Here is a 25,767-nt window from a genome sequence, read left to right on the forward strand (position 1 = left end):
TCCCGCACCGGGCTGTCCGGAATGTCATCCTCCGACGTGTGACGGAATCTGCGCGGGACGAGAACGACGGCGGCGCCCTCGGGGAGCGGCTGAACTGGCTGCGGGCCGCGGTCCTCGGCGCCAACGACGGCATCGTCTCCACGGCCGGCCTGGTGGTCGGTGTGGCGGGCGCGACCGACGAACGGGCCTCCCTGTTCACGGCCGGGATGGCGGGACTGCTCGCCGGGTCGATGTCGATGGCGGCGGGGGAGTACGTCTCCGTCTCCACCCAGCGCGACTCCGAACGGGCCGCCCTGGCCGAGGAGAAGCGGGAGCTGCGCGAACGGCCCGAGCAGGAACTCGCGGAGCTGACCGAACTCCTCGAACGGCGCGGGCTGTCCGCCGACGTCGCCCGGGACGCGGCCGTGCAGCTCACCGAACGGGACGCGCTGCGGGCGCACGCGCGCGTGGAGCTGGGCATCGACCCGGACCGGCTGACGAACCCCTGGCACGCGGCCTGGGCGAGCTTCCTCGCCTTCACCGCCGGCGCCCTCCTCCCGCTCCTCGCCATCGTCCTACCCCCGGCCTCCGCCCGGCTGCCGGTCACGGTCTGCTCGGTCCTGGCGGCCCTGGCCCTGACCGGCTGGAGCAGCGCGCGGCTGGGTGCCGCCGCGCCGGGGCGGGCGGTCCTGCGCAACGTGGTCGGCGGCGCGCTGGCCATGGCGGTCACCTACGCGGTGGGCTCCCTGCTGGGCGCGGCGGGTGTCTAGGCGCGTCCGGGCGGGGTTTGACCGGAGCGCGTTGGCGGAGATCACCAACAAGTAAGCGCGTACCGCGGGTAATACTTGTGAGTAACAACGTCTAGCCGTGGCCGGTCGGCGGTCCTACGGTGCGAGCATGCCGAACCTGCCCGATGTCGTGCTCTGGTCGATACCCGCCTTCGTGCTGCTCTCCGTGATCGAGATGATCAGCGTCCGCCTCCATCCCGACGAGGACGCCGCGGGGTACGAGACGAAGGACGCCGCGACCAGCGTCGGCATGGGCCTGGGCAGTCTGTTCTTCGACTTCCTGTGGAAGATCCCCATCGTCGCGATCTACACCGCGGTCTACGAACTCACCCCCCTGAAAGTGCCCGTCCTGCTGTGGACGGTCCCGCTGATGCTGCTCGCGCAGGACTTCTTCTACTACTGGTCCCACCGCGGCCACCACGTCGTGCGCATCCTGTGGGCCTGCCACGTCGTGCACCACTCCAGCCGCAAGTTCAACCTCACCACCGCGCTGCGCCAGCCCTGGACGTCGCTCACCGTCTGGCCGTTCTACCTGCCCCTGATCGCCTGCGGAGTGCACCCGGCCGCGCTCGCCTTCTGCTCCTCGGTGAACCTCGTCTACCAGTTCTGGATCCACACCGAGCGCATCGACAGGATGCCCCGCTGGTTCGAGTTCGTCTTCAACACGCCCTCCCACCACCGCGTCCACCACGCCTCCCAGGGCGGCTACCTCGACCGGAACTTCGGCGGCATCCTCATCGTCTGGGACCGGCTCTTCGGCTCCTTCGTCGCCGAGACCGAGCGGCCGGTGTTCGGGCTCACCAAGAACATCGACACCTACAACCCGGTCAGGGTCGCCACCCACGAGTACGCCTCCATCGCCAAGGACCTCAGGAAGGCCCGCAGTTGGCGCGACCGCGCCGGGCACCTCTTCCGCGGCCCCGGCTGGCAGCCCGCCACCGGGGAACCGGCGGCCCGTGAGAGCGTGTCGGCGTGAGGGACCCCCGCAGCGTGAGGGACCCCCGCCCCCTGCTCCTCGCCTTCGGCCTGGCCGCCACCGTCGACCTCGGCTCCCTCGCGGCCGGCTTCGACGCGGGGCACACCGTCGCCAAGCCGCTGCTGATGCCGCTGCTCGCCGGATACGCCGCCCTGTCCGGGGCACCCCGGATCCTCGTCGCCGCCCTGCTCTTCGGCTGGGGCGGCGACGTGGCGCTCCTCTTCGACGCCGAGCCCGCCTTCCTGCTCGGCATGGCCTCCTTCGCGGCCGGGCACGTCTGCTACCTGCTGCTGTTCAGGGCACCCGGAACGCACCGCGCGTTCCCGTTCCTCTGCTACTCCCTCGCCCTGACCACCACCGTCGCCTCGCTCTGGCCGGACCTCCCGGCCGACCTGCGGATCCCGGTCGCCGGCTACAGCCTGCTGCTCACGGCCATGGCCTACCGGGCCGGCGCCCGCTTCGGCGCGGTCGCCGGGGCCGGCGGCGCGCTCTTCCTGCTCTCCGACACCCTCATCGCGGCCGGTGTCGCCGAGTGGCCCGAGCCGCCCCGGCCCGACCTGTGGATCATGCTCACCTACATCGCCGCGCAGTTCCTGCTGGTCCACGGCTCGCTCCGGGCCCTCGAAGCGCGCCCGCACCCGGCGGCGACGTACGGTGAGGTGCGCTCGACCACCCCCTGAGCGCACCGTCGACACCGCAGGAGAAGACCTCGTCATGCGCGCCACCACCCTTCACGCCCCGTACGACATACGGGTGGCGGACGTCCCGGACCCCGTCGTCCAGCTCCCCACCGACGCGGTGGTCCGGGTGCTGCGCGCCTGTATCTGCGGCAGCGACCTGTGGGCCTACCGCGGCGAGGCGGCCCGGCAGCCCGGCCAGCGGATCGGGCACGAGTTCCTCGGCATCGTGGAGGAGACCGGCTCCGAGGTCTCGGGGGTCCGGACCGGTGACCTGGTCGTCGCGCCCTTCATGTGGTCCGACGGCGTCTGCGACTACTGCCGGGAGGGCCTGACCACCTCCTGCGAGCACGGCGGCTTCTGGGGCAGCGTCGGCTACGACGGCGGCCAGGGCGAGGCCGTGCGCGTGCCCTTCGCCGACGGCACCCTCGTCCGGCTGCCCAAGGAGGCGGCCTCCGACGAGCGGCTGCTGGCCGCCCTGCTGACCCTGTCCGACGTCATGGGCACCGGCCACCACGCCGCCCTCGCCGCGGGCGCCCGCCCCGGCGCCACGGTCGCCGTGGTCGGCGACGGGGCCGTCGGCCTGTGCGCCGTCCTCGCCGCCAAGCGGCTGGGCGCCGAGCGGATCGTCGCCCTCGGCCGCCACCAGGTCCGCACCGACCTCGCGCGCCGCTTCGGCGCCACCGACGTCGTCGCCGAGCGCGGCGAGGCCGCCGTCGAGGCCGTGCGCGCCCTCACCCGCGGCCAGGGCGCGCACGCGGTCGTCGAGGCGGTCGGCACCGAGCAGTCCATGAGCACGGCCGTGAACATCACCCGCGACGGCGGCGCCATCGGCTTCGTCGGCGTGCCGCACGGCAGCGGCACCGGCCTCGACCTCGGCGTCATGTTCGACCGCAACATCGCTCTGCGCGGCGGCGTCGCCCCGGTCCGCGCCTACCTCCCCGAGTTGCTGCCCGACGTCCTGGAGGGCCGTATCGACCCCTCGCCGGTCTTCGACATGACGGTCGGCCTGGAGGGCGTCCCCGAGGGCTACAAGGCGATGGACGAGCGGGTCGCGCTGAAGGTGATGGTTACCGTCTGACCCCCGGGGCGGCCGGCGCCTACCAGCGGATCGGGATCGGCAGCGCCGTCAGCAGGCCCGACACCGCCACGACCAGCCCCAGCGCGACGACCTCCACGCGCGCGGGCACACAGGCCGTGAGCGGGTCGGCGGCCCGGCGCAACCGGGTCCGCGCCCACAGCGCGAGCCCGGCGACGGCGGCCACCAGCAGCACCTTGGCGAACAGCACCCGCCCGTACGCCGTCTCCGTCAGCTGTTCCAGGACCGTGCCCGGCGGCATCCGGCGCAGTGAACTGCACACCCCGGTCGCGGTGATGGCGGCGAGCAGAACGGCCGCCACGCGCGCGTAGAGCCCCAGCAGCGCGGCGCCCGCCGGGCTGTCGCGCCGCAGGCCGCGCAGGACGTGCAGCAGCCCGCCCGCCCACAGCGCGGCACAGGTCAGATGCACCAGCGTCAGCGCGGAGCCGAGCAGGGGGGAGTGCTCGGTCGGCGGATGGGCGCGCAGCGCCTCGGCCACGATCACCGCGGCCAGCGGCCAGACCTGGGTGCCGGGCCGCCGGGACAGCGCGCACAGACCGGCCACGGCGAACGCGTTGACCTCCAGCAGCGCCAGCCGTCCGTCGCGGGTGGCGTACAGGCCGCCGACGTCCAGGTCGGAGAGGCTGTCCGGGACGAGATTGCCGGTCGACACCACCGAGGCCAGCCCGAGGGCGGCGAGGAAACCGGCGGCGGCCGCCCAGGGCGCCCCACTGCGGGGAGCCGTCGGGGGAGTGCCGGGTACGGAGCGGGCCAGCCGGTTCACGAACAGCTCGCCCACCGGGACGCACAGCGCCGCGAACAGCACCGTGCGCAGCAGCGCGATGCCGGCGGTGCCGGGGGCGGCGGCCTCACCGGTGCCGTGCAGGGCCGGGGACGGCCCGAGCAGGGGTATCAGGGCGCCGACGAGCACCAGGGCCAGGACGGACAGGGCCCGTGCGGTGCCGGGGCGCCACCGGGGCGCGTTCGCGTCGGCCGCCTCCGACGTGGGTCTCGCCAAGGTCACCTCGTCATTCCGTCCGTGAGTACGTTCTCCGGGCCCACCAGGTCTCACGTCCACCGCGCCGGGTCGGTTCCGTACGCGCCGGGCGGCCGCGCCCAGTCCGCCGGGCCGCCCGCGTACGCCACCGGCGGCAGGGCGTACCGCAGCCGCCCGAGCGCGCCGTCCCGCTCGCGCAGCCACGGCCCCGGGCCCTCGTACGGGAGACCCGCCGGGGCGTCCGCGCCGGTCCCGGTCCCGGTCGTCAGCCAGTGCGCGGTCCGCGCCAGCGCCAGCCGTACGACCCGGCTGCCGCCCTCGTCGTGCCGCTTGCTCAGGGCGCGCAGTACGGCCGCCGCCAGCAGGTACCCGGTGCCGTGGTCCAGCGCCTGCGCCGGCAGCGCCCCCGGGGCGTCCGGCGCCCCCTCCAGCACGGAGATCCCGGTGGCCGCCTGCACCAGGCTGTCGAAGCCCCGCCGCCCGGCCCACGGCCCGTACGCGCCCCAGGCCGACAGCTGGGCCACGACCACCCCGGGCCGCCGCTCGGCCAGTGCCGCGGGGGCCAGCCCGAAGCGGTCCAGGGCGCCCGGCCGGTACCCGGTGACGACCACGTCGGCCCGCGCCAGCAGCTCCTCGAAGGCCCGCCGGTCCGTATCGAGGCCGAGCACCGCGGAGCGCTTCCCGAACCCCGTGTCGGCGTGCTGGTCGGGCAGTTCGGGGTGGCGCGGCGGGTCCACGCGCAGGACGTCCGCGCCCAGCAGCGCGAGGGTGCGGGTGGCGACGGGCCCGGCGATGACCCGGGTGAGGTCCAGCACGCGGACCCCGTCGAGCGGGAGGGCGGCAGCGGCGGGCGGAAGGGCGCGCGCGGGGGCCGAGTCCAGCCGTTCCCGCTCCACCAGCGGCCGCCCGGCCACCGCGGCCGCCTGCGGATGCCGCGCCCACTCCTCGGCCCGCCGCACGGCGAAGGCGAGCCCTCCGGCCGCGCACACCGCCTCCTCGACCTCGGCGGCCGACCGCTCGGCGAGCACCGCTTCGAGGGTCTCCGGCGGCCCCAGCACGGTGAGCAGCCGCTCCCGGTGGTGCGGGTAGTTGGCGTGGGTGCGTATCCAGCCGTCCGCCGTGCGCCAGAACCGCGACAGCGGAGCGAAGGCGACCGGAGCCCGCCCGTCGATCAGCAGATGCCGCTCACTCACGAACGCCGTCGCGACGGCCCCGTCGTCCACCCGCACGCCCGGCACCTCGGCGAGCCCGGCCCGCCGCGCCCCCAGCTCGGCGGCGGCCAGCGCGCACGCGCCCACACAGGCGCGGGCCAGCTCCCGCACCGGCAGCCGGGACGGCAGGGCGCCCTCCCGGGCCACCGCGGTCACCCGCGACGGCAGCCCGGGGTCACCGCCCACCGCGGCCCAGGCGTACTCGATGTCGATGTCGCTCATGACTGCACTATGCGTCATGGGCCGGAGCGACAGGCCATGCGGCCGTGCCACCACGCACGCGTGCCGGGGCCCGGGGATCCGCTCCCCGCCCCCGGCACGCGCCGAACCGCTACCGCGGTACCGCCGTTCCGTCCCTCGCGGCTACTTCGTCACGGCGTCCAGGGCGTCGGCCGTGCCCCAGCCGTAGAAACCGTTGCGGAACTTGGAGCCCTCGCACACCGCGTCGACCGTGCCGTCGGCGTCGATGTCGTACGGGTCCGTGCACGCCGTGGCGTCCGCCTCCGCGTACAGCAGGGCCTTCACCAGGGCCGGCGGGGCCTTCGGGTGCGTCGACTTGATCAGCGCGGCGACACCGGCGACATGCGGGGACGCCATCGACGTACCGGCCATGTAGCCCCACTTGCCGCCGGGCAGCGTGCCGAGGATCAGGCCGCTGGTGGCCGGCGGGGCCGGGGTCTGGTAGCGGGTCGAGTCGCCGCCGGGCGCGGCGATGTCGACCACTCCCAGGCCGTGGTTGGAGAAGGACGACTTGATGCCCTTGGCGCCGGTCGAGGCGACCGTCACGACACCCGGCAGCTGCGTCGGTATGTCCAGGCACTCGGACGGGTCGATCACCCGGTCCGAGGGCGTCGCGTCGTTCGGGGACACCGGGTCGGTGATCTCGTCCGCCGCGAGGTCGTAGTTCTCGTTGCCGGCCGCGGCGACGTTGACCGCGCCCTTCTTCTCCGCGTACCGCGACGCCCGGGAGACGGCCTCGACGAGCGCCTTCTGGTCCGGGTCGTTCTTGCAGTTGAAGTACCACGGGTCGGTGTAATAGCTGTTGTTCGTCACGTCGACGCCGTGCTCCGCCGCCCACACGAAGCCGCACACCACGGCCTCGGTGTAGAAGTACCCGGCGGTCGTGGACACCTTGATGCCGGAGACCTTCACCCCGGGCGCGACACCGGTCATGCCGATGCCGTTCTTGGCGGCCGCGATCTCACCGGCCACGTGCGTGCCGTGCGCGCTCTCCGTCGGGCCGGGCCGCCAGGCGCCCTCGGTGGTGTCCGGCTTGCCCGTCACACAGTTCACCGAGGCGTCGCGGTCGAAGTTGGCCGCGAGGTCGGGGTGGGTGTCGTCGACGCCGGTGTCGATGACGGCGACCGTGACCTTGCTGCTGCCGAGCGACTTCTCGTGCGCCTGGTCCGCCTTGATGGCGGGCAGGTCCCACTGGAGCGGCTGCAACGGGTCCTGGCCCTCGGCCGCCTCGACGGCGGCGGCCTCCGCGGCGGTGAGCACCCTCGGGGTGCCGACCTCCGTGGTCGACTGCGCGGGCAGCGGCGCGTTGCGGGTGTTGCCGGCCGAGTCCACGCCGGGCACCTTGCGCAGCGTCTTCGCGAAGTCGGGGTTGGCCGAGTGGACCACGACCACGCCGATCCGGTCGTACGAGGTGAGAATCGTGCCGCCCGCAGCGGCGATGGCCCGCTCCACCCGGGACGAGGGACCGTGTCCGGGGCTGACGTTGACGACGTAGCTGAGCGAGGTCGCCTCGGCGGGCTCCTCGGCCTCGGCGGCCGCCGAGACGTTCGGCAGCAGGGCCAGTGCCGTCGCCACGGCCATCCCCGCGGGGACGGCGACCAGGCGGCGGGAGCGCGGGGAGTGCGCTGTCATGGTGTCAGTCTCTCCTGTCCGAAGGTCACTTGACCGCGCGCAGCGCGTTGACGATGCCGTACCCGTAGAAGCCGTTGCGGTACTCGGAGCCCTCGCACACCGCGTCCTGCGTACCGTCGCCGTTCTGGTCGTAGGACTCCGGGCAGCCCGGGTTGTCCGCCTGCGCCTTCAGCAGCGCCTGGAGCGTGGCCGGGCCCGCCCACGGGTGCTTCGACTTCAGCAGCGCGGCCACACCGGCGGCGTGCGGCGAGGCCATCGAGGTGCCCTGGAGGAAGGCGTACTGCCCGTTGGGCATGGTGGACAGGATGCGGCCGTTCTTCGAGGGCGTGTCGGGTATCTGGTACAGCCGGTCGCCGCCCGGCGCCGCGACGTCCACGACCCCCTTGCCGTACGAGGAGTAGTACGACTTGAGGTTCTGCACGCCCGTCGCGCTCACCGTGACGATGCCCGGCAGCTGGGTCGGCACGTCGTAGCACTCGTGCGGGTCGATCGTGCGCTCCACCGGGGTGGAGTCGTCGGGGCTGGAGGCGTCCACGATGGCGTCGGAGTCCAGGTCGTGGTTGGAGTTGCCCGCCGAGGCCAGGTGGAGCGTGCCCTTCGTCCGGGCGTACAGCTGCGCCCGGTTGACGGCGTCCACGATCGCCCGCTGGTCGGGGTCGTCCATGCAGTTGTACAGCCACGGGTCCACGTAGTAGCTGTTGTTGGTGATCTCCACCCCGTGGTCGGCGGCGAACACGAAGGCGCACACGACGCTCTCCGGGTAGAACAGACCGTTGTCCGGGTCGCTCACCTTGATGCCGGAGACCTTCACCCCCGGCGCGACACCCGCGACACCGACACCGTTGCGGGCGGCGGCGATCTCACCCGCGACGTGCGTGCCGTGGTAGTCGTCCGCGGTGTACGGCCGCCAGGCGCCCTCGCTGGTGTCCGCGACCCCGCCCACGCAGTTGGCCGACTGGGACTTGGAGAAGTTCGGCGCGAGGTCGGGGTGGGTGTCGTCGACGCCGGTGTCGATGACGGCGACGGTCACCTTGCTGCTACCGGGGTTGATCTTCGCCGCCTTGTCGGCGCCGATCGCACGCAGGTCCCACTGATCGGCCTCAAGAGGCTCGCTGTCCGGGGCGGCGGCGCTCGCGGCCTTCGCGGCCTGGGCCTCCGTCAGGTACTCGGCGGCACCCTGGTCCGTGGTGCCCGCGGCGGTCAGCGGAGCCGTACGCGTCGCACCCGCCGACTGCACCCCGCGCACCGCGCGCAGCTGCTTGCCGAAGTCGGGGTTGGCCGAGTGGGCGACGATCACACCGATCTTGTCGTACGACGCCACGACGGTTCCCTGGGCCGCGGCGACGGCCTTCTTCACCGACTCAAGGGTCCGGCGGTCCGTCTTCGTGTTCACCACGTACGCCAGCTTCGGCGCGTCCGCCGCCTGGGCGGTGGTCTCCGCGGCCGGGGCGGCACTCGCCGAGACCGGCAGGAAGCCGAGCGAGGCGGTCAGTGAGAGCACGACGGGGACGGCCAGGGCGAGCCGGCGTCTGGAAGGCAGATGAGCCATGGGATCTCCACATCATCCAAAACGAAACTGCCCGAGACACAGGTGGTGCTCGGGCAGGTACATGACGGGCGTGCAGGGTGAAACTATCTCCCCGCCTCGCTGGCCAGCAATGACCTTCGGGAAGTCAGTTCGGAAAGAAGTGATCGGTGTTGAACCGGTTCTCGCGTGGCGCCGTGACGTTGGACAGGAGGCGCGAGCACGATCGAGCCCCCTGTCGGATCACGCCCCGGTGGCACGCTCCCCGCCGACCGGCCCGCGCGATCCACGTCACTGTGAGGTCAGAGCCGTCATGTCCGTCGTTCCCAGCCCGTCCCCCACGCCCGAACCGCACCCGTCCACTGTCGCGACAGCGCCCGCAACGCGAGGAGACTCCGTGGCCACCGAGACACCGCCCCCCTCGAAAGAGCAGCGTCGACTCCCCACCACCGAGGAGTTCACCGAGGTGCAGGAGAGCGCGGAGTTCGGTGAACTGCGCCGCTCCTACCGCTCCTTCGCCTTCCCGCTGACCCTCGGCTTCATCGTCTGGTACCTGCTGTACGTCCTGCTCTCGAACTACGCGGGCGGCTTCATGGGCACCAAGCTGTTCGGCAACATCAACGTGGCCCTCGTCCTCGGCCTCGCCCAGTTCCTCACCACGTTCCTCATCGCCTGGTGGTACGCGCGGCACGCCGCCGCCCAGCTCGACCCGAAGGCCGACGCGATCAAGTCCCGGATGGAGGGCGGCGCATGAGCTCCGCGCACATGATCCTCGCGGCCGACGCGGCCAGCGAGCACCGCACGCTCATCATCAGCCTGTTCGGTGTCTTCGTCGTCGCGACCCTGTTCATCACCGTGTGGGCGGGCCGGCAGACCAAGGACGCCGCCGACTTCTACGCGGGCGGCCGCCAGTTCACCGGCTTCCAGAACGGCCTCGCCGTCTCCGGCGACTACATGTCCGCCGCGTCCTTCCTCGGCATCGCGGGCGCCATCGCCCTCTTCGGCTACGACGGCTTCCTGTACTCCATCGGCTTCCTGGTCGCCTGGCTCGTCGCCCTGCTGCTGGTCGCCGAGCCGCTGCGCAACTCCGGCCGCTACACGATGGGCGACGTCCTCGCCTATCGGATGCGCCAGCGCCCGGTCCGCACCGCCGCCGGCACCTCCACCATCGTGGTGTCGATCTTCTACCTGCTTGCCCAGATGGCCGGCGCGGGCGTCCTGGTCTCGCTGCTCCTCGGCATCAGCAGCGACGCCGGGAAGATCGGCATCGTCGCCCTGGTCGGCGTTCTGATGATCATGTACGTCAGTATCGGCGGGATGAAGGGCACCACCTGGGTGCAGATGGTCAAGGCCGTGCTGCTGATGACCGGCGCCCTGCTGCTGACCTTCCTGGTGCTGCTGAAGTTCGACTTCAACGTCTCCGACCTGCTCGGCACGGCCGCCGACCAGAGCGGCCACGGCGCGGCCTTCCTGGAGCCCGGCCTGAAGTACGGCGCCACCGGCACCACCAAGCTGGACTTCATCTCCCTCGGCATCGCCCTGATCCTCGGCACCGCCGGTCTGCCGCACATCCTGATCCGCTTCTACACCGTGCCCACCGCTAAGGCCGCCCGTAAGTCCGTGATCTGGGCGATCGGCCTCATCGGCTCCTTCTACCTGATGACCCTGGCGCTCGGCTTCGGCGCCGCCGCGCTGATCACCCCGGAGGAGATCACCACCTCCAACAAGGCAGGCAACACGGCGGCACCCCTGCTGGCGCTGCATCTCGGCGGCGTCGACTCCACCTGGGGCGCCATCCTGCTGGCCACCATCTCCGCCGTCGCCTTCGCGACGATCCTCGCGGTGGTCGCGGGTCTGACGCTCGCCTCCTCCTCGTCCTTCGCGCACGACATCTACGCCAACGTCATCCGCAAGGGCGAGGCCACCGAGAAGGAGGAGGTCCGCGCCGCCCGCTGGGCGACCGTCGGCATCGGCGTCGTCTCGATCGGCCTCGGCGCCCTGGCCCGCGACCTGAACGTGGCCGGCCTGGTCGCGCTCGCCTTCGCGGTCGCCGCCTCCGCCAACCTGCCGACGATCCTCTACAGCCTCTTCTGGAAGCGCTTCACCACCCAGGGCGCCCTGTGGTCGATCTACGGCGGTCTGACCACCGCCGTCGGCCTGGTGCTGTTCTCGCCGGTCGTCTCCGGCAAGCCCAGCTCGATGTTCCCGGACGTCGACTTCCACTGGTTCCCGCTGGAGAACCCCGGCATCATCTCGATCCCGGTCGGCTTCCTGCTCGGCATCATCGGCACCTACCTGTCGAAGGAGGAGCCGGACAAGGGCAAGTACGCCGAGCTGGAGGTCCGCTCCCTGACCGGCACCGGCGCCCACTGAGCACACCCCCCGAAGCGGCCGCGTCGTAGATCCCTACGACGCGGCCGCGTCTTACCTCGTGGGATCGGGCCCTGTCGATGTCAGCGGGGTCACGTAGGCTCGCAGACGACGGGAAACGATAGCTCCGCGACGAGGGAGGGGGCCCACGTGCTCATCGACACCTACGGCCGAGTGGCCACCGACCTGAGAGTGTCGCTGACCGACCGGTGCAATCTGCGCTGCACGTACTGCATGCCCGAGGAGGGCCTGCAGTGGCTGGCCAAGCCGGACCTGCTCACGGACGACGAGATCGTCCGCCTGATCGACATCGCGGTCACCTCCCTCGGCATCGAGGAGGTCCGCTTCACCGGCGGCGAGCCCCTGCTCCGCCCCGGTCTGGTGGGCATCGTCGAACGCGTCGCCGCCCTCACCCCCCGCCCGCAGATGTCCCTGACCACCAACGGCATCGGCCTCAAGCGCACCGCCGCCGCGCTGAAGGCGGCGGGCCTGGACCGGGTGAACGTCTCCCTGGACACCCTGCGCCCGGACGTCTTCAAGACCCTCACCCGGCGCGACCGGCACAAGGACGTCATCGAGGGCCTGGAGGCCGCCGGCGCCGCCGGTCTGACCCCGGTCAAGGTCAACTCGGTGCTCATGCCGGGCCTGAACGAGGACGAGGCCCCCGACCTCCTCGCCTGGGCCGTCGAGCACGACTACGAACTGCGGTTCATCGAGCAGATGCCCCTGGACGCCCAGCACGGCTGGAAGCGCGACGGGATGATCACGGCCGGCGACATCCTGGCCTCCCTGCGCACCCGCTTCACCCTCACCCCCGAGGGCTCGCAGGAGCGGGGCTCGGCCCCGGCCGAGCGCTGGCTGGTGGACGGCGGCCCGCACCGCGTCGGGGTCATCGCCTCGGTCACCCGCCCGTTCTGCGCGGCCTGCGACCGCACCCGGCTCACCGCCGACGGCCAGGTCCGCACCTGCCTCTTCGCCCGCGAGGAGACCGACCTGCGGGCCGCCCTGCGCTCGGGCGCCCCCGACGAGGAGATAGCCCGCCTCTGGCGCCTGGCGATGTGGGGCAAGAAGGCGGGAGCCGGTCTCGACGACCCCTCCTTCGTCCAGCCGGACCGCCCCATGTCCGCCATCGGCGGCTGAAACCCTACGGTTAGGCCGGAGCTTCCCACTCCGAGAACCGCACCACGTCCTTCAGGAACCCCCGCACCCCCAGGAACTGCGACAGATGCTCCCGGTGCTCGTCACAGGCGAGCCACGTCTTCCGCCGCTCCGGGGTGTGGATCTTGGGGTTGTTCCAGGCCAGCACCCATACGGCGGTTTCCCGGCAGCCCTTGGCGGAGCAGATCGGCGTCTCGTCAGTCACGGAATTCGTCTCACAGAGTCAAGAAAAAAAGCGACGCCGAGCAGCCACGGGGGGAGCTGCCCGGCGTCGGTCCGTCGCTCCGACGGGGGATGCGGAGCGCCTACGAAGTATGTCATGGGTCACCCGCCGCCCGGCACCTGAACAACCTTATTGCCCTGAGCTTTTCTTGAGCTTGGCGGGCGGCGCGGATTCCGTTTGCGGGCGTCCCGCCAAGGTCATTTCCGGTCATGTGCGGCGGCGTCCGGACCGCCCGCCGGATCACCGACCGCGTCCTCCGGGCCGCGATCCGGGTGCGGTGCCGCCGGTGCCGGTCCCGTGATCATCGGACGGCTCGGAGCGCCCACGAACGTGGAGGGCAGCCCCGGCGCGTTCTCCCGCCCGGCGTTGGCGATCACGACCGCGATGTACGGCAGGACCGCGCCGAGCACCAACGCCACCACGGCCACGTGCCGTTCGACGTTCCACAGGGTCGCCGCGAGGATCACCGACAGCGTGCGGACCGACATCGAGATCACGTACCGCCGCTGGCGTCCGCGTACGTCCTCCTGGAGGCCCGTCCTGGCCCCGGTGATCCGGAACACCTGGGCGTTGCCCCCGCCGTGCTGCTTCCGCATCACAATCCACCATCCGCCCGCATCGGGTTCTCCCGGCCTCCACGTTACGCCTGGCCTGCGCCGCCCACGAGAGTGGGGCACCTTCCGCACAGGGGGACGACCTGGGCCGTCCCGCGTACGGCCCCACCCGACGTGCGACGTAACCGGTACGGCCCGAGACTGGGCGTACTGCTCACGCGCAGGCGTACAAGGAGGCGGCCATGGGCTGGTTGTGGGCGATCATCGTGGGGTTCGTGCTGGGGCTGATCGCCAAGGCGATCCTGCCCGGGAAGCAGCACAGCCCCCTCTGGCTGACCACCATCTTCGGCATCCTCGGCGCCATCGCCGGCAACGCCCTCGCGCGGGCGTTCGGTGTGGAGGCGACCGCGGGCATCGACTGGACCCGTCACTTCTTCCAGATCGTCGCGGCGGTCATCATCGTCGCCGTGGGCGACATGGCGTACATGGCGACGCTGGGCAAGAAGAAGATGCAGACCTGAGAGCCGGGCACGGCGAAGGGGCGGCACCCCTTGGAGGGAGTGCCGCCCCTTCGGTGCGTCTAGGCGCCGGTGACCTCGACCGCCGCCAGGTTCTTCTTGCCCCGGCGCAGTACCAGCCAGCGGCCGTGCAGCAGGTCCTCCACGGCGGGGACGGCGTCCTCGGCCGTGACCTTCGCGTTGTTCACGTAGGCCCCGCCCTCCTTCACCGTCCGGCGGGCCGCCGACTTGCTCGCCACCAGCTCGACCTCGGCGAACAGATCGACCACCGGCGCCAGCTCGGTGACCTTGATGTGCGGCACCTCCGACAGGGCCGCGGCCAGCGTCCGCTCGTCCAGCTCCGCCAGTTCGCCCTGCCCGAACAGCGCCCGGGAGGCGGCGATCACCGCGGCCGTCTGGTCGGCGCCGTGCACCAGCGTCGTCAGCTCCTCGGCCAGCGCCCGCTGCGCCGCGCGCGCCTGCGGCCGTTCCCGCGTCTGCCCCTCCAGCTCCTCCAGCTCCGCGGGGGACCTGAAGGACAGGATGCGCATGTAGGTCGAGATGTCCCGGTCGTCCACGTTCAGCCAGAACTGGTAGAACGCGTACGGCGTCGTCATCTCGGGGTCGAGCCAGACGGCCCCGCCCTCGGTCTTGCCGAACTTGGTGCCGTCGGCCTTGACCATCAGCGGCGTCGCCAGACAGTGCACGTCGGCCTCGGGCTCCAGCCGGTGGATCAGGTCCAGACCCGCCGTGAGGTTGCCCCACTGGTCGCTGCCGCCCTGCTGGAGGGTGCAGCCGTGCCGCCGGTACAGCTCCAGGAAGTCCATGCCCTGGAGCAGCTGGTAGCTGAACTCCGTGTAGCTGATGCCCTCCTGGGACTCCAGCCGCCGGGCGACCGAGTCCTTGGTCAGCATCTTGTTGACGCGGAAGTGCTTGCCGATGTCCCGCAGGAACTCGATGGCCGACAGACCGGCCGTCCAGTCCAGGTTGTTCACCATCACCGCGGCGTTCTCGCCCTCGAAGGACAGGAACGGCTCGATCTGCGCACGCAGCCGGTTCACCCAGTTCGCGACCGTCTCCGGGTCGTTCAGCGTGCGCTCGGCGGTCGGCCGCGGGTCACCGATCTGGCCGGTGGCCCCGCCGACCAGGGCCAGCGGGCGCAGGCCCGCCTGCTGGAGCCGGCGCATGGTGAGGACCTGCACCAGGTGGCCGACGTGCAGGCTGGCCGCGGTGGGGTCGAAACCGCAATAGAACGTGACGGGACCGTCCGCGAGCGCCTTGCGCAAGGCGTCCTCGTCGGTGGACAGGGCCCACAGACCGCGCCACTTCAGCTCGTCGACGATGTCCGTCACGGTTCTCTTGTCTCCTCGGGAAGGCTCGTGGTCAGGTACGAGGTTATACGCCCTGGCTGACTGAACTCATATTGAAGTCGGGCACCCGCAGCGCGGGCATCGCGGCCCTGGTGAACCAGTCGCCCCACTCCCTGGGCAGGGTCTTCTCCGTGCGCCCGGCCTCGGTGGCCCGCCCCAGCAGGTCCACCGGCGACTCGTTGAACCGGAAGTTGTTGACCTCGCCGGTCACCTCGCCGTTCTCCACCAGGTACACGCCGTCCCGGGTCAGGCCCGTGAGCAGCAGCGTCGCCGGGTCCACCTCGCGGATGTACCACAGGCAGGTCAGCAGCAGCCCGCGCTCGGTGGCCGCCACCATCTCCTCCAGGCCGCGCTCGCCGCCCCCGTCGAGGATCAGGTTGTCGATGCCCGGTGCCACCGGCAGCCCGGTCAGGCCCGCGCTGTGCCGGCTGGTCAGCAGACGCCGCAGCTCGCCCTCGCGCACCCACTCGGTCGGCGCGAGCGGCAGACCGTTGTCGAACACCGACGCGTCGCCCCCGGAGGAGTGCGCCAGCACGAACGGAGCGGACTCCAGGCCCGGCTCGTTCGGGTCGCTGCGCAGGGTCAGCGGCAGCTCGGTGAGCCGGTCGCCGAGCCGGGTACCGCCGCCCGGCTTGGAGAACACGGTGCGGCCCTCGGCCGCGTCCCGGCCCGACGCCGACCACATCTGGTAGATCAGCAGGTCCGCGACGGCCGTCGGCGGCAGCAGCGTCTCGTACCGCCCGGCCGGCAGTTCGATCCGGCGCTTCGCCCAGCCGAGACGTACGGCCAGCTCGGCGTCGAGCGCCGCGGGGTCGACGTCCTTGAAGTCCCGGGTGGACCGTCCGGCCCACGCCGAGCGGGTGCGGTCGGGGGACTTGGCGTTCAGCTCCAGCGTCCCGTTCGGCTGGTCGTGCCGCAGCCGCAGCCCCGTGGACGTGCCGAGGTACGACGAGACCAGCTCGTGGTTGGCGAAGCCGTACAGCTCGCGTCCGCCCGCACGCGCGCGTGCGAACGACTCCCCGAGCGCCGGGGCGAACTCCGCGAACACCGCCGAGGAGGTCTCGGCGGGAGCGTCCGTGAAGTCCGGCGACACCGGCACGCCGGCCACCAGGGGCTGCGCGTCCTCGGCGGGCCCGGCGGCGCGCGCGGCGGCCTCGGCAGCCCGCACCAGCGGCTCCAGCTCGTCCGCCGTCACGGCGGAACGGGACACCACGCCGGAGGCGGTGCCCTCCTTGCCGTCGACGGTGGCGACGACCGTGAGCGTGCGCCCGCGCGTGACACCGTTCGTGGTGAGCGCGTTGCCCGCCCAGCGGAGGTTGGCGGTGGACTGCTCGTCGGCGATGACGACACAGCCGTCGGCCCGGGACAGCTCCAGGGCCCGCTCGACGATCTCGTACGGCTTGCTCATCGACCGGCCTCCTGAGTGGTGTTGAGACTGTGCCTTCCCGGGAGACAACCCCCGGCCCCCCGGCCGATCCTGGTGTCGGCGCTCATCGGCCCGCCTCCTGCGTGGTGTTGAGGATGTTGACGCCCCTGAAGAGGGCCGACGGGCAGCCGTGGGACACCGCCGCCACCTGGCCCGGCTGGGCCTTGCCGCAGTTGAAGGCGCCGCCCAGGACGTAGGTCTGCGGGCCGCCGACCGCCGCCATGGAGCCCCAGAAGTCGGTGGTGGTCGCCTGGTAGGCGACGTCCCGCAGCTGGCCGGTGATCCGGCCGTTCTCGATCCGGAAGAAGCGCTGGCCGGTGAACTGGAAGTTGTAGCGCTGCATGTCGATGGACCAGGACCGGTCCCCGACGACGTAGATCCCGCGGTCGACGCCGCCGATGAGATCCTCCGTGGACATCCCCGCCGGGTCCGGCTGGAGCGACACGTTCGCCATGCGCTGCACCGGCACATGGCCGGGGGAGTCGGCGAAGGCGCAGCCGTTGGACCGCTCGAACCCGGTCAGCCTCGCGATCCGCCGGTCCAGCTGGTACCCGACCAGCGTGCCGTCCTTCACCAGGTCCCAGGTCTGGCCCGCGACGCCCTCGTCGTCGTAGCCGACGGTCGCCAGGCCGTGCTCGGCGGTGCGGTCACCGGTCACGTTCATCAGCTCGGAGCCGTACCGGAGTTTGCCGAGCTGGTCGAAGGTGGCGAAGGAGGTGCCGGCGTAGGCGGCCTCGTAGCCGAGCGCGCGGTCCAGCTCGGTGGCGTGCCCGATCGACTCGTGGATGGTCAGCCACAGGTTGGAGGGGTCGACGACCAGGTCGTACAGGCCCGCCTCGACGCTCGGCGCGCGCATCTTCTCCGCGAGCAGCTCCGGGATCCGCGCCAGCTCGTCGTCCCAGTCCCAGCCGGTGCCCGTGAGGTACTCCCAGCCGCGTCCGACGGGCGGCGCGATGGTGCGCATCGAGTCGAACTCGCCGGTCGACTCGTCCACCGACACGGCGGTCAGCTGCGGGTGCAGCCGGACCCGCTGCTGGGTGGTGACGGTGCCGGCGGTGTCGGCGTAGAACTTGTTCTCGTGCACGGTGAGCAGCGAGGCGTCGACATGGTTGACCCCGTCCGCCGCCAGCAGCCGCGCGCTCCACTCGGCGAGCAGCCCCGCCTTGTCCGCGTCGGGCACCGTGAAGGGGTCGATCTCGTACGAGGAGATCCACGTCCGGTCGGCGTGCACGGGCTCGTCCGCCAGCTCCACGCGCTCGTCCGACCCGGCCGCCCTGATCACCTGCGCGGACAGCTTGGCCATCGCCACGGCCTGGGAGGCGACCTTGGCCGCCGCGTCCATGGACAGATCCACACCCGAGGCGAAACCCCAGGTCCCGCCGTGCACGACCCGCACCGCGTACCCGAGGTCGGTGGTGTCGGAGGACCCGGCCGGCTTGGCGTCCCTGAGCCGCCAGGACGCGCTGCGCACCCGCTCGAACCGGAAGTCCGCGTGCTCGGCGCCCAGGGCACGCGCGCGTGCGAGCGCGGCGTCCGCCAGGGCGCGTAGCGGGAGTGCCGTGAAGGACTCGTCGATGGTATGAGGCACCTGGATCTCTTCCTGTCGCCGTTGCCGTGGTCGCTCCGATCATGTCGTGACGGCCGGGTCGGCGACCACACGTTTGCCCGGCGCGGCCGGTTCGGTTCTGTAGGGACCCGACAGTGACTCCCACCAGCCACTGTCGGTGCCCGCTTCTCCGCACGGGGACCGGGACCGATAGATTTCCGGGGAAGCCGCCTGTCATCCAGGTGTTCGGGCGGGTATGTCAGACCGCTATCGAAAGGGTGATCCGTTGAGCCGCTCGGTTCTCGTCACCGGAGGAAACCGGGGCATCGGCCTCGCCATCGCCCAGGCGTTCGCCGATGCCGGCGACAAGGTCGCGATCACTTACCGCTCGGGTGAGCCTCCGGCGGGCTTCCTCGCCGTCAAGTGCGACATCACCGACACCGAGCAGGTGGAGCAGGCCTACAAGGAGATCGAGGCCGAGCACGGCCCGGTCGAGGTCCTCGTCGCCAACGCCGGTGTCACCAAGGACCAGCTCCTGATGCGGATGTCCGAGGAGGACTTCGCCTCGGTGGTCGACACCAACCTCACCGGCACCTTCCGCGTCGTCAAGCGCGCCAACCGCGGCATGCTGCGGGCCAAGAAGGGCCGTGTCGTCCTGATCTCGTCCGTGGTCGGACTGCTCGGCTCCGCGGGGCAGGCGAACTACGCCGCCTCCAAGGCCGCGCTCGTCGGCTTCGCGCGCTCCCTCGCCCGTGAGCTGGGATCGCGCAACATCACCTTCAACGTCGTCGCGCCCGGCTTCGTCGACACCGACATGACCAAGGTGCTCACCGACGAGCAGCGCGCGAACATCGTGTCGCAGGTCCCGCTCGGCCGGTACGCGCAGCCGGAGGAGATCGCCGCGACGGTGCGGTTCCTCGCCTCGGACGACGCCTCGTACATCACTGGAGCCGTCATCCCCGTTGACGGCGGACTGGGAATGGGTCACTGATCACCATGAGCGGAATTCTCGAGGGCAAGCGCGTCCTGATCAGCGGTGTGCTGATGGAGTCCTCCATCGCCTTCCACGCCGCCAAGCTGGCCCAGGAGCAGGGCGCGGAGATCATCCTCACCGCGTGGCCCCGGCCCACGCTGACGGAGCGCATCGCCAAGAAGCTGCCGAAGCCCACCAAGGTCGTCGAGCTGGACGTCACCAACGACGAGCACCTCGGCCGTCTCGCGGACGTCGTCGGCGAGGAGCTCGGCGGCCTGGACGGCGTCGTGCACTCCATCGGCTTCGCGCCGCAGGACGCGCTCGGCGGCAACTTCCTGAACACGCCGTTCGAGTCGGTCGCCACGGCCATGCACGTCTCGGCGTACTCCCTGAAGTCGCTGACCATGGCCTGCCTGCCCCTGATGCAGAACGGCGGCTCGGTCGTCGGCCTCACCTTCGACGCGCAGTACGCCTGGCCGCAGTACGACTGGATGGGCCCCGCCAAGGCCGCCCTGGAGGCCACCAGCCGCTACATCGCGCGCGACCTGGGCAAGCAGAACATCCGCTGCAACCTGATCTCCGCCGGTCCGCTCGGTTCGATGGCCGCCAAGTCCATCCCGGGCTTCGGCGAGCTGGCCTCCGTGTGGGACGACCGCTCCCCGCTGGAGTGGGACCTCAAGGACCCGGAGCCGGCCGGCCGCGGCATCGTCGCCCTGCTCAGCGACTGGTTCCCGAAGACCACGGGCGAGATCGTGCACGTCGACGGCGGTCTGCACGCCATCGGCGCCTGATCCCCGCCACCGCTCGGAAGGGCCCGCGTCCGCTGCAGGGCGCGGGCCCTTCGGCATGTCGCCCGTTCGGCCCAACCGGCCGGGCGGGGGAGCCCGGCGACCACGCACCCTGGACACAGGTGTTCACCGCACCGTCCCCTCCCCAGCACGGCCGAGGAGGTCCCCTTGTGCGTCTGTCCCGCAGCCTCGCCCCAGCGACCGTCGCCGTAGCCGTCGCCCTGGTGATGTGCCTGCCGTACGAGGCCACGTCCCACGCGCCCGCGCGGGCCGCCGCGCCGGACCTCTCCGGCTCCGAGTGCCGCACGCGCCTGGACGGCTCCCACGTCACCGTCCACTGCCACAACCCCTACGCGGACGTGGACCGGGTACGCCTGCACATCGAGTGCGGACGGTGGTGGGACCTCGACACCGACAGCTCCCCGGTGGAGATCGGCCCGGCGGTGACCGTACGGCTCACCGGGCGCTGCTGGAAGGAGGTCGGCTCGGTCTGGGTCAGCCACCAGCGGCCGTGAACCTCCCCGGACGGCACTGGAACGGATAGCCCGCCGCCTCCGAGGCGGCGGTCGCCGCGTCGCCCGCGCGGATCGCCTCGACCAGCCGGGCGTGGTCCATGTACGTCTCCGGGGTCAGCTCCTCGCCGACGTCCTCGCGCAGCCAGTCCCGCAGCACCTCGCCGAGGTCGGCGTACATCGCCGTCATCGCCTCGTTGTGGGACGCGGCCACCACCGCCAGGTGGAAGGTGGCGTCGGCCGCCACGAACGCCTCCCGGTCGCCCGAGGCCCAGGCCGCCTCGCGCCGCGCCAGCAGCGCCTCCAGCTGCCCGACGTCCTTCTCGGTGCGCCGTTCGGCGGCCAGCTTCGCCGCGCCCGACTCCAGCGTGGAACGCAGTTCGGCGATGTGCCGGGGGTCGGCCCCGGTGAAGCGGCGGTGCATCACCCCGGCCAGCTCACTGGTGGCGACCACATAGGTGCCCGAGCCCTGGCGGATGTCCAGCAGACCGTTGTGGGCGAGGGCGCGGACGGCCTCACGGACCGTGTTGCGGGCCACGCCGAGCTGCTCGACCAGTTCGGGCTCGGTCGGGATCCGGGCGCCGACCGGCCACTCGCCCGAGGTGATCTGGTTCCGCAGCGCGGCGATGACCTGCTCGGACAGCGCCGAACGGCGTTGCTGGCTCAGGGGCATGGCACACCTTCGCACGGAACCGGCGACGGAACGCAGCCGGGGGATGGACAACCATTCATCCCATGATTCTATGATGGGCCACATGGTGAGCGAGGAAACCCGGACGACGAGTCCCACGACCGTGCGCGGTTCGGCCCCGACGGCTGGGCCGTCCACGCCGGGCGGGCCGTCCCAGGCCGCTTCCACGCGCGCGTGGACTGCGCGTCTGGTCGTCGTCGGCATCGTGCTGACCGCGCTCAACCTCCGGCCCGCCATCACCAGCCTCGGCGCCCTCCTGGAGGAGGTCCGGGACGGCCTCGGCATGAGCGGCAGCCTCGCCGGGCTCCTCACCTCCGTACCGCCGCTCTGCTTCGCCGTCTTCGGCGTCACGGCGCCCCGGCTCGCCCGCCGCTTCGGCCCCGGCGCCGTGGTCTGCGCGGGCATGGCCGCGATCACGGCGGGACTGCTGATCCGGCCCTACGCGGGCAGCACACCCGCGTTCCTGGCCGCCAGCGCCCTCGCCCTGATGGGCATCGCGGTCAGCAACGTACTGATGCCCGTCATCGTCAAGCGCTGGTTCCCCGACCGCGTCGGCACCATGACCGGCCTGTACTCGATGGCCCTCGCCCTCGGCACCGCGTCCGCCGCGGCGGTCACCGTGCCGCTCACCGACGCCCTGGGCGGCGACTGGCGGTCCGGGCTCGCCGTCTGGGCCGCCCTGGCGGCCGCGGCCGTCCTGCCGTGGCTCCCGCTCGTCCGGGACCGCCGGAAGGCCGATCCCGGACGGGACGGCGCGTCCCGCCCCGCGCGCGAGGAGGCGCCCGCGCTGCGCATCACCCGCAGCCGTACCGCCTGGGCGCTCGCCGTCTTCTTCGGACTCCAGGCCACCGCCGCCTACATCACCATGGGCTGGATGGCGCAGATCTTCCGGGACGCGGGGGTGCCCGCGAGCACGGCCGGACTGCTGCTCGCCGTCACCATGGTCATGGGCGTGCCGCTCGCCTTCGTCATCCCGCGGGTCGCCTCCCGGCTGCCCCACCAGGGCCCGATCGCCCTCGCGCTCGGCGTCTGCGGCCTCGCCGGATACGCCGGTCTGTACTTCGCGCCGGCCGGTGGCGCCTGGCTCTGGGCCGTTCTGCTCGGCGTCTCCAACTGCGCGTTCCCGCTGGCCCTGACCATGGTCGGGATGCGTGCCAGGACCGGCGCGGGCGTGGCCCAGCTGTCGGCCTTCGCGCAGAGCGCCGGGTACCTGATCTCGATCCCGGGCCCGCTGCTGGTCGGCGTGCTCTACCAGCACAGCGGCGGCTGGGGGCTGCCGATCGCGCTCATGGCCGCGCTGATGATCCCGCAGATGGCGGTGGGCGTCCTGGCCGGGCGCAACCGGATCGTCGAGGACGAGGCGGCGCCGCGCGTGCCCGGACCCCGGACCGGCTGAGCCTGACCCCGGGGGTACGGGGGCGGGCCGCGGGTGCGACACTGGCCGCATGTCGCCAGTGCTCGACCCGAACCCCCGGAACGGCCAGAAGAAGATGCTCCTCGTCTTCGGCTCGTTCTTCGCCATCTTCGTGATCATCGGCATCATCGCGACGATCGCCTCGCCGTGAGCCTCGGCGGGCCCGCCGGCGGTGGCGCTGCGCGTGGTCCGGCTGCCTGTGGTGGGGCTGCCCGTGGTCCGGCTGCCCGTGGTGGGGCTGCCTGTGGTGGGGCTAGCACCCCCATCCCCTAGGGGGTGAGTGTCAGGGTCAACTGGGTGGATCACCGGATGGGTTGAGGGCCCGAGGTTCCGTACCTTCGAGTTGTGACCGCGAGACGCGGACCACGAGGCAGGACCCCGGCCCACTCGAAGACCCGCGGAGGCACCCATGTCGGCCCCTGTGCACACCTCGCCGCGCCCGGCACACCGGGGCGGCGCCGACATCCGGTTGCCGTGGTGGGCACTCGCCCTGCCCGTGCTCGCCTTCGTCGCCCTGCTGGTGCTGATACTCGACCCGGCCGAGGCGCACGCGGCGACCGCCGACCCCACGATCACCCGGCTCCTGGAGCACGCGCAGCACCTGATGGCACGCTGAGACAGGGTCCCGGCCACCGGTCAACTACCTGCGCCCCGTGGCCTGTTTCATGCGAAGCTGGGACCCATGAGCGACGCAGAACCCCGCAGGATTGTCGTCTTCCGGCATGCGAAAGCCGACTGGCCACCGGTGACCGACCACGAGCGGCCGCTCGCCGACCGGGGCCGCATGGACGCCGCCGTCGCCGGCCGCAGGCTCGCCGACACCGGCGTGGACTTCGACCTGGCCCTGTGCTCCACCGCGACCCGGACCCGCGAGACCTGGAAGCTGGCGGTCCACGAGTTCTCGCACCGGCCGAAAACAGTCTACGAGGAGCGGATCTACGAGGCCTCCCCGGGCGAACTGATCACCGTGCTCAACGAGACCCCGGACGACGTCCGCAGCGCCGTCCTCATCGGCCACAATCCCGGCGTCCAGGGCCTCGCCGACGTCCTGTCCGGCGCGGCCGAGCAGGACGCCCGTACCCGGATGAAGCGCCACGGCTTCCCGGCCGCCGCCTTCGCGGTGCTGACCTTCACCGGGTCCTGGAAGGGCCTGGAGCCCGGCGTGGCCACTCTGCTCGACTACTGGGCTCCGACGGAGGAGTGACCCCACCCGTGCGAAGGGGCCCGGTGCGTCACCGGGCCCCTTCCGCCGTGAAGCGGACTCAGTCCTCGTCGTGCATGTCGGCGGCCTCGACCTCTTCGCGGGTGACCCCGAGCAGATAGAGCACGGTGTCCAGGAACGGCACGTTCACCGCCGTGTGCGCGGCCTCCCGCACCACCGGCTTGGCGTTGAAGGCCACCCCGAGCCCCGCCGCGTTCAGCATGTCCAGATCGTTGGCACCGTCGCCGATCGCCACCGTCTGCGCGAGCGGAACGCCCGCCTCGGCGGCGAAGCGCCGCAGCAGCCGCGCCTTCCCCGCCCGGTCCACGATCTCACCGGCGACCCGGCCGGTCAGCTTCCCGTCCACGATCTCCAAGGTGTTGGCCTGGGCGAAGTCCAGCCCGAGCCGCTCCTTCAGATCGTCCGTGACCTGGGTGAACCCGCCGGAGACCACGCCGACTTGGTAGCCGAGCCGCTTCAGCGTCCGGATCAGGGTGCGCGCTCCAGGCGTCAGCCGCACCTCGCTGCGCACCTTCTCCACGACCGAGGCGTCCAGGCCCGCCAGCAGTTCCACCCGCGCGTGCAGCGACTGCTCGAAGTCCAGCTCGCCGCGCATCGCCGCCGCGGTCACCTCGGCGACCTTGTCCTCGCAGCCCGCGTGCGCGGCGAAGAGCTCGATCACCTCGTCCTGGATCAGCGTGGAGTCCACGTCCATCACGACCAGTCGCTGCGCCCGCCGGTGCAGTCCCGCCGCGACCACCGCGACATCCACGCCGAGCTTCGCGGCGTCCGTCACCAGCGCGGTGCGCAGCGGTTCCGTCTCCACGCCGGAGACCGCGAACTCGACGGCGGTCACCGGGTACTTGGCGAGCCGGAAGATACGGTCGATGTTGCCGCCGGCGTGCGTGATCTTCGCGGCGATGGCCGACGTCGCCTCCGCGGTGAGCGGATGCCCGAGCACGGTGACCAGGGAACGGCCGAGTCCGCGCGGGCGGTTGTCGCCGAGCCCGGAGATGATCTCGGCTTGCATCTTCATGGACTCCGCCCAGCTGTGGACGGTGGCCCGCAGATCCCCCTCCATGCCGCGCGGCGGCTCGGTCACGAGGGCGCACAGCACGATCCGGCCACGGGTGACGACCTGCTCGATGTCGACCACGTCTACGGAGTAGGCGGCGAGGGTGTCGAAGAGTCCGGCCGTGATGCCCGGCCTGTCCTTCCCGAAGATCTTGACGAGAAGAGTGGGGACGTCAGAGGTCTGCGAAGCGCTCATGATGGTTCCACCGTATCCGGCACGCAGTGCCTCCCGCCCCGGTGGTCCGCCTGACGGACACGGAACACTGGGTGTCGGCCCGGTGGCCCACGCCTTACATGACGATCACGTCTCACCCGTTTCCTGTGAACGCGGGCCCCGGGCATCGGGCTCGCGGCGGCGCCCCGAGCCCGTCAGCCACGTCCCTTGGGGCCCCTCGGCGGGGCGGGCGGCGGCGGTGGCGGGGGCGGCGGTGGCCCGTCGTCCGGCCCCTGCCGGGGCTCGCCGTCGGCACGGCCCCGGGGGGAGCGCCGGGGCGGCGGATCGATCGGGCGCAGCACGGTGGGCGCGCCGTACAGGTCGTCACCGCCCCCGGCCGAGTCATCGGACGGCGCGGCTGGGCCGTGCGGGGGGTCGGCGCCTTCCGGCCCCGCGCCCTCGGGTGCGCTGCGGTGCGGCGGGGGTTCCTGCGGCCCGGGGCGGTGCGGCCACGTGGCCTGTTGGCCGGGGTTTCCGGCGCCCTGCGCTCGGGAGCCCTGTGAGCCCTGTGAGCCTTGCGGGCCGGACTCCTGCTGCCCGGGGCCGTGCGGCCAGGCGTCCTGTTGTCCGGAGCTTCCGGCGTCCACGGGGCCGTACGTCTGCCCAGGGCCCACGGGTGTGTGCGGCCCAGGTGTGCCGGGGTCGCGCGGCCG

General features: G+C 72.1%; 26 protein-coding genes. 15 read left to right on the forward strand and 11 right to left on the reverse strand.

Going from position 1 to position 25,767, the window contains the following annotated elements:
* The first annotated feature begins 38 nt into the window (after positions 1–38).
* The 4 genes from AB0E07_RS19570 (at position 39) to AB0E07_RS19585 (ending at position 3,501) form a co-directional block, all read left to right on the forward strand.
* Complete coding sequence (locus AB0E07_RS19570) at positions 39–749, forward strand: VIT family protein (protein WP_362253200.1); 711 nt, start codon at positions 39–41, stop codon at positions 747–749.
* A gap of 127 nt (positions 750–876) precedes the next feature.
* On the forward strand, positions 877–1,743 hold the full coding sequence (locus AB0E07_RS19575; protein ID WP_362253202.1) for a sterol desaturase family protein: 867 nt from the start codon (positions 877–879) through the stop codon (positions 1,741–1,743).
* A gap of 14 nt (positions 1,744–1,757) precedes the next feature.
* Positions 1,758–2,423: a lysoplasmalogenase gene (locus AB0E07_RS19580; protein WP_362253205.1), complete on the forward strand. Its 666-nt coding sequence runs from the start codon at positions 1,758–1,760 to the stop codon at positions 2,421–2,423.
* A gap of 34 nt (positions 2,424–2,457) precedes the next feature.
* Entirely contained in the window at positions 2,458–3,501 is a 1,044-nt protein-coding gene (locus tag AB0E07_RS19585; protein ID WP_362253208.1) for a zinc-dependent alcohol dehydrogenase family protein, read from the forward strand.
* A 19-nt stretch (positions 3,502–3,520) separates the two neighbouring features.
* Here AB0E07_RS19585 and AB0E07_RS19590 read toward each other — a convergent pair whose 3' ends face one another.
* The 4 genes from AB0E07_RS19590 to AB0E07_RS19605 all read right to left on the reverse strand — a co-directional run bounded on the left by AB0E07_RS19590 (position 3,521) and on the right by AB0E07_RS19605 (position 9,127).
* A complete protein-coding gene (locus tag AB0E07_RS19590) occupies positions 3,521–4,522 on the reverse strand; it encodes a CopD family protein (RefSeq protein WP_362253210.1) in 1,002 nt (333 codons plus the stop codon).
* 44 nt (positions 4,523–4,566) lie between these two features.
* Positions 4,567–5,928: a CoA transferase gene (locus AB0E07_RS19595; protein ID WP_362253213.1), complete on the reverse strand. Its 1,362-nt coding sequence runs from the start codon at positions 5,926–5,928 to the stop codon at positions 4,567–4,569.
* A 141-nt stretch (positions 5,929–6,069) separates the two neighbouring features.
* The gene (locus tag AB0E07_RS19600; protein ID WP_362253216.1) at positions 6,070–7,578 is read right to left on the reverse strand and encodes a S8 family serine peptidase; all 1,509 of its coding nucleotides are present in this window, start codon (positions 7,576–7,578) and stop codon (positions 6,070–6,072) included.
* Between the two features lie 25 nt (positions 7,579–7,603).
* Complete coding sequence (locus AB0E07_RS19605) at positions 7,604–9,127, reverse strand: S8 family serine peptidase (protein ID WP_362253219.1); 1,524 nt, start codon at positions 9,125–9,127, stop codon at positions 7,604–7,606.
* A 373-nt stretch (positions 9,128–9,500) separates the two neighbouring features.
* Between AB0E07_RS19605 and AB0E07_RS19610 the strand changes: the two genes are divergently transcribed.
* The 3 genes from AB0E07_RS19610 to moaA all read left to right on the forward strand — a co-directional run bounded on the left by AB0E07_RS19610 (position 9,501) and on the right by moaA (position 12,613).
* A complete protein-coding gene (locus AB0E07_RS19610) occupies positions 9,501–9,857 on the forward strand; it encodes a DUF485 domain-containing protein (protein ID WP_362253222.1) in 357 nt (118 codons plus the stop codon).
* Positions 9,854–11,476: a cation acetate symporter gene (locus AB0E07_RS19615; RefSeq protein ID WP_362253225.1), complete on the forward strand. Its 1,623-nt coding sequence runs from the start codon at positions 9,854–9,856 to the stop codon at positions 11,474–11,476. Before AB0E07_RS19610 ends, AB0E07_RS19615 begins: the two co-directional genes overlap by 4 nt.
* A gap of 147 nt (positions 11,477–11,623) precedes the next feature.
* Complete coding sequence (gene moaA, locus AB0E07_RS19620; protein ID WP_362253228.1) at positions 11,624–12,613, forward strand: GTP 3',8-cyclase MoaA; 990 nt, start codon at positions 11,624–11,626, stop codon at positions 12,611–12,613.
* A 10-nt stretch (positions 12,614–12,623) separates the two neighbouring features.
* On the opposite strand, the gene AB0E07_RS19625 is transcribed toward moaA, so the two are convergent.
* Positions 12,624–12,836: a hypothetical protein gene (locus AB0E07_RS19625; protein ID WP_362253231.1), complete on the reverse strand. Its 213-nt coding sequence runs from the start codon at positions 12,834–12,836 to the stop codon at positions 12,624–12,626.
* A 215-nt stretch (positions 12,837–13,051) separates the two neighbouring features.
* Complete coding sequence (locus tag AB0E07_RS19630; RefSeq protein ID WP_362253233.1) at positions 13,052–13,450, reverse strand: DUF3099 domain-containing protein; 399 nt, start codon at positions 13,448–13,450, stop codon at positions 13,052–13,054.
* A gap of 200 nt (positions 13,451–13,650) precedes the next feature.
* Between AB0E07_RS19630 and AB0E07_RS19635 the strand changes: the two genes are divergently transcribed.
* Positions 13,651–13,929, forward strand: coding sequence for a GlsB/YeaQ/YmgE family stress response membrane protein (locus tag AB0E07_RS19635; protein WP_362253236.1), 279 nt, complete (start codon positions 13,651–13,653; stop codon positions 13,927–13,929).
* 59 nt (positions 13,930–13,988) lie between these two features.
* Here the strand turns inward: AB0E07_RS19635 and tyrS are convergent, their stop codons facing one another.
* The 3 genes from tyrS to AB0E07_RS19650 form a co-directional block, all read right to left on the reverse strand.
* Positions 13,989–15,257 (reverse strand): tyrosine--tRNA ligase, encoded by a 1,269-nt coding sequence (gene tyrS / locus AB0E07_RS19640; RefSeq protein WP_362253239.1) that lies wholly within the window; start codon positions 15,255–15,257, stop codon positions 13,989–13,991.
* Between the two features lie 43 nt (positions 15,258–15,300).
* Positions 15,301–16,683: a metallopeptidase TldD-related protein gene (locus tag AB0E07_RS19645; protein WP_362253241.1), complete on the reverse strand. Its 1,383-nt coding sequence runs from the start codon at positions 16,681–16,683 to the stop codon at positions 15,301–15,303.
* A gap of 82 nt (positions 16,684–16,765) precedes the next feature.
* On the reverse strand, positions 16,766–18,289 hold the full coding sequence (locus tag AB0E07_RS19650) for a TldD/PmbA family protein (protein WP_362253244.1): 1,524 nt from the start codon (positions 18,287–18,289) through the stop codon (positions 16,766–16,768).
* Positions 18,290–18,533: 244 nt separating this feature from the next.
* On the opposite strand from AB0E07_RS19650, the gene fabG reads away from it, so the two are divergent.
* From fabG to AB0E07_RS19665, 3 genes are all read left to right on the forward strand, one after another.
* Positions 18,534–19,238 (forward strand): 3-oxoacyl-[acyl-carrier-protein] reductase, encoded by a 705-nt coding sequence (gene fabG, locus AB0E07_RS19655; RefSeq protein ID WP_362253247.1) that lies wholly within the window; start codon positions 18,534–18,536, stop codon positions 19,236–19,238.
* A 5-nt stretch (positions 19,239–19,243) separates the two neighbouring features.
* Entirely contained in the window at positions 19,244–20,011 is a 768-nt protein-coding gene (fabI, locus tag AB0E07_RS19660) for an enoyl-ACP reductase FabI (RefSeq protein ID WP_362253250.1), read from the forward strand.
* 167 nt (positions 20,012–20,178) lie between these two features.
* Complete coding sequence (locus AB0E07_RS19665) at positions 20,179–20,523, forward strand: hypothetical protein (protein WP_362253252.1); 345 nt, start codon at positions 20,179–20,181, stop codon at positions 20,521–20,523.
* Here AB0E07_RS19665 and AB0E07_RS19670 read toward each other — a convergent pair.
* Positions 20,504–21,193 carry a FadR/GntR family transcriptional regulator gene (locus AB0E07_RS19670; protein WP_362253255.1) on the reverse strand — a complete coding sequence of 230 codons (690 nt, stop codon included), beginning with the start codon at positions 21,191–21,193 and terminating at the stop codon, positions 20,504–20,506. The two genes, AB0E07_RS19665 and AB0E07_RS19670, sit on opposite strands and share 20 nt — an antisense overlap.
* A gap of 82 nt (positions 21,194–21,275) precedes the next feature.
* Between AB0E07_RS19670 and AB0E07_RS19675 the strand changes: the two genes are divergently transcribed.
* The 4 genes from AB0E07_RS19675 to AB0E07_RS19690 all read left to right on the forward strand — a co-directional run bounded on the left by AB0E07_RS19675 (position 21,276) and on the right by AB0E07_RS19690 (position 23,829).
* Positions 21,276–22,607: an MFS transporter gene (locus AB0E07_RS19675; RefSeq protein ID WP_362253257.1), complete on the forward strand. Its 1,332-nt coding sequence runs from the start codon at positions 21,276–21,278 to the stop codon at positions 22,605–22,607.
* A gap of 49 nt (positions 22,608–22,656) precedes the next feature.
* A complete protein-coding gene (locus tag AB0E07_RS19680; RefSeq protein WP_362253260.1) occupies positions 22,657–22,776 on the forward strand; it encodes an SGM_5486 family transporter-associated protein in 120 nt (39 codons plus the stop codon).
* Positions 22,777–23,034: 258 nt separating this feature from the next.
* Positions 23,035–23,241, forward strand: coding sequence for a hypothetical protein (locus AB0E07_RS19685; RefSeq protein ID WP_362253263.1), 207 nt, complete (start codon positions 23,035–23,037; stop codon positions 23,239–23,241).
* Positions 23,242–23,307: 66 nt separating this feature from the next.
* The gene (locus tag AB0E07_RS19690) at positions 23,308–23,829 is read left to right on the forward strand and encodes a histidine phosphatase family protein (protein WP_362253266.1); all 522 of its coding nucleotides are present in this window, start codon (positions 23,308–23,310) and stop codon (positions 23,827–23,829) included.
* 58 nt (positions 23,830–23,887) lie between these two features.
* On the opposite strand, the gene serB is transcribed toward AB0E07_RS19690, so the two are convergent.
* Positions 23,888–25,096 (reverse strand): phosphoserine phosphatase SerB, encoded by a 1,209-nt coding sequence (gene serB, locus AB0E07_RS19695; protein WP_362253269.1) that lies wholly within the window; start codon positions 25,094–25,096, stop codon positions 23,888–23,890.
* Between the last annotated feature and the right edge of the window lie 671 nt (positions 25,097–25,767).

The sequence above is a fragment of the Streptomyces sp. NPDC048002 genome (assembly GCF_040653275.1).
GTDB lineage: Bacteria > Actinomycetota > Actinomycetes > Streptomycetales > Streptomycetaceae > Streptomyces.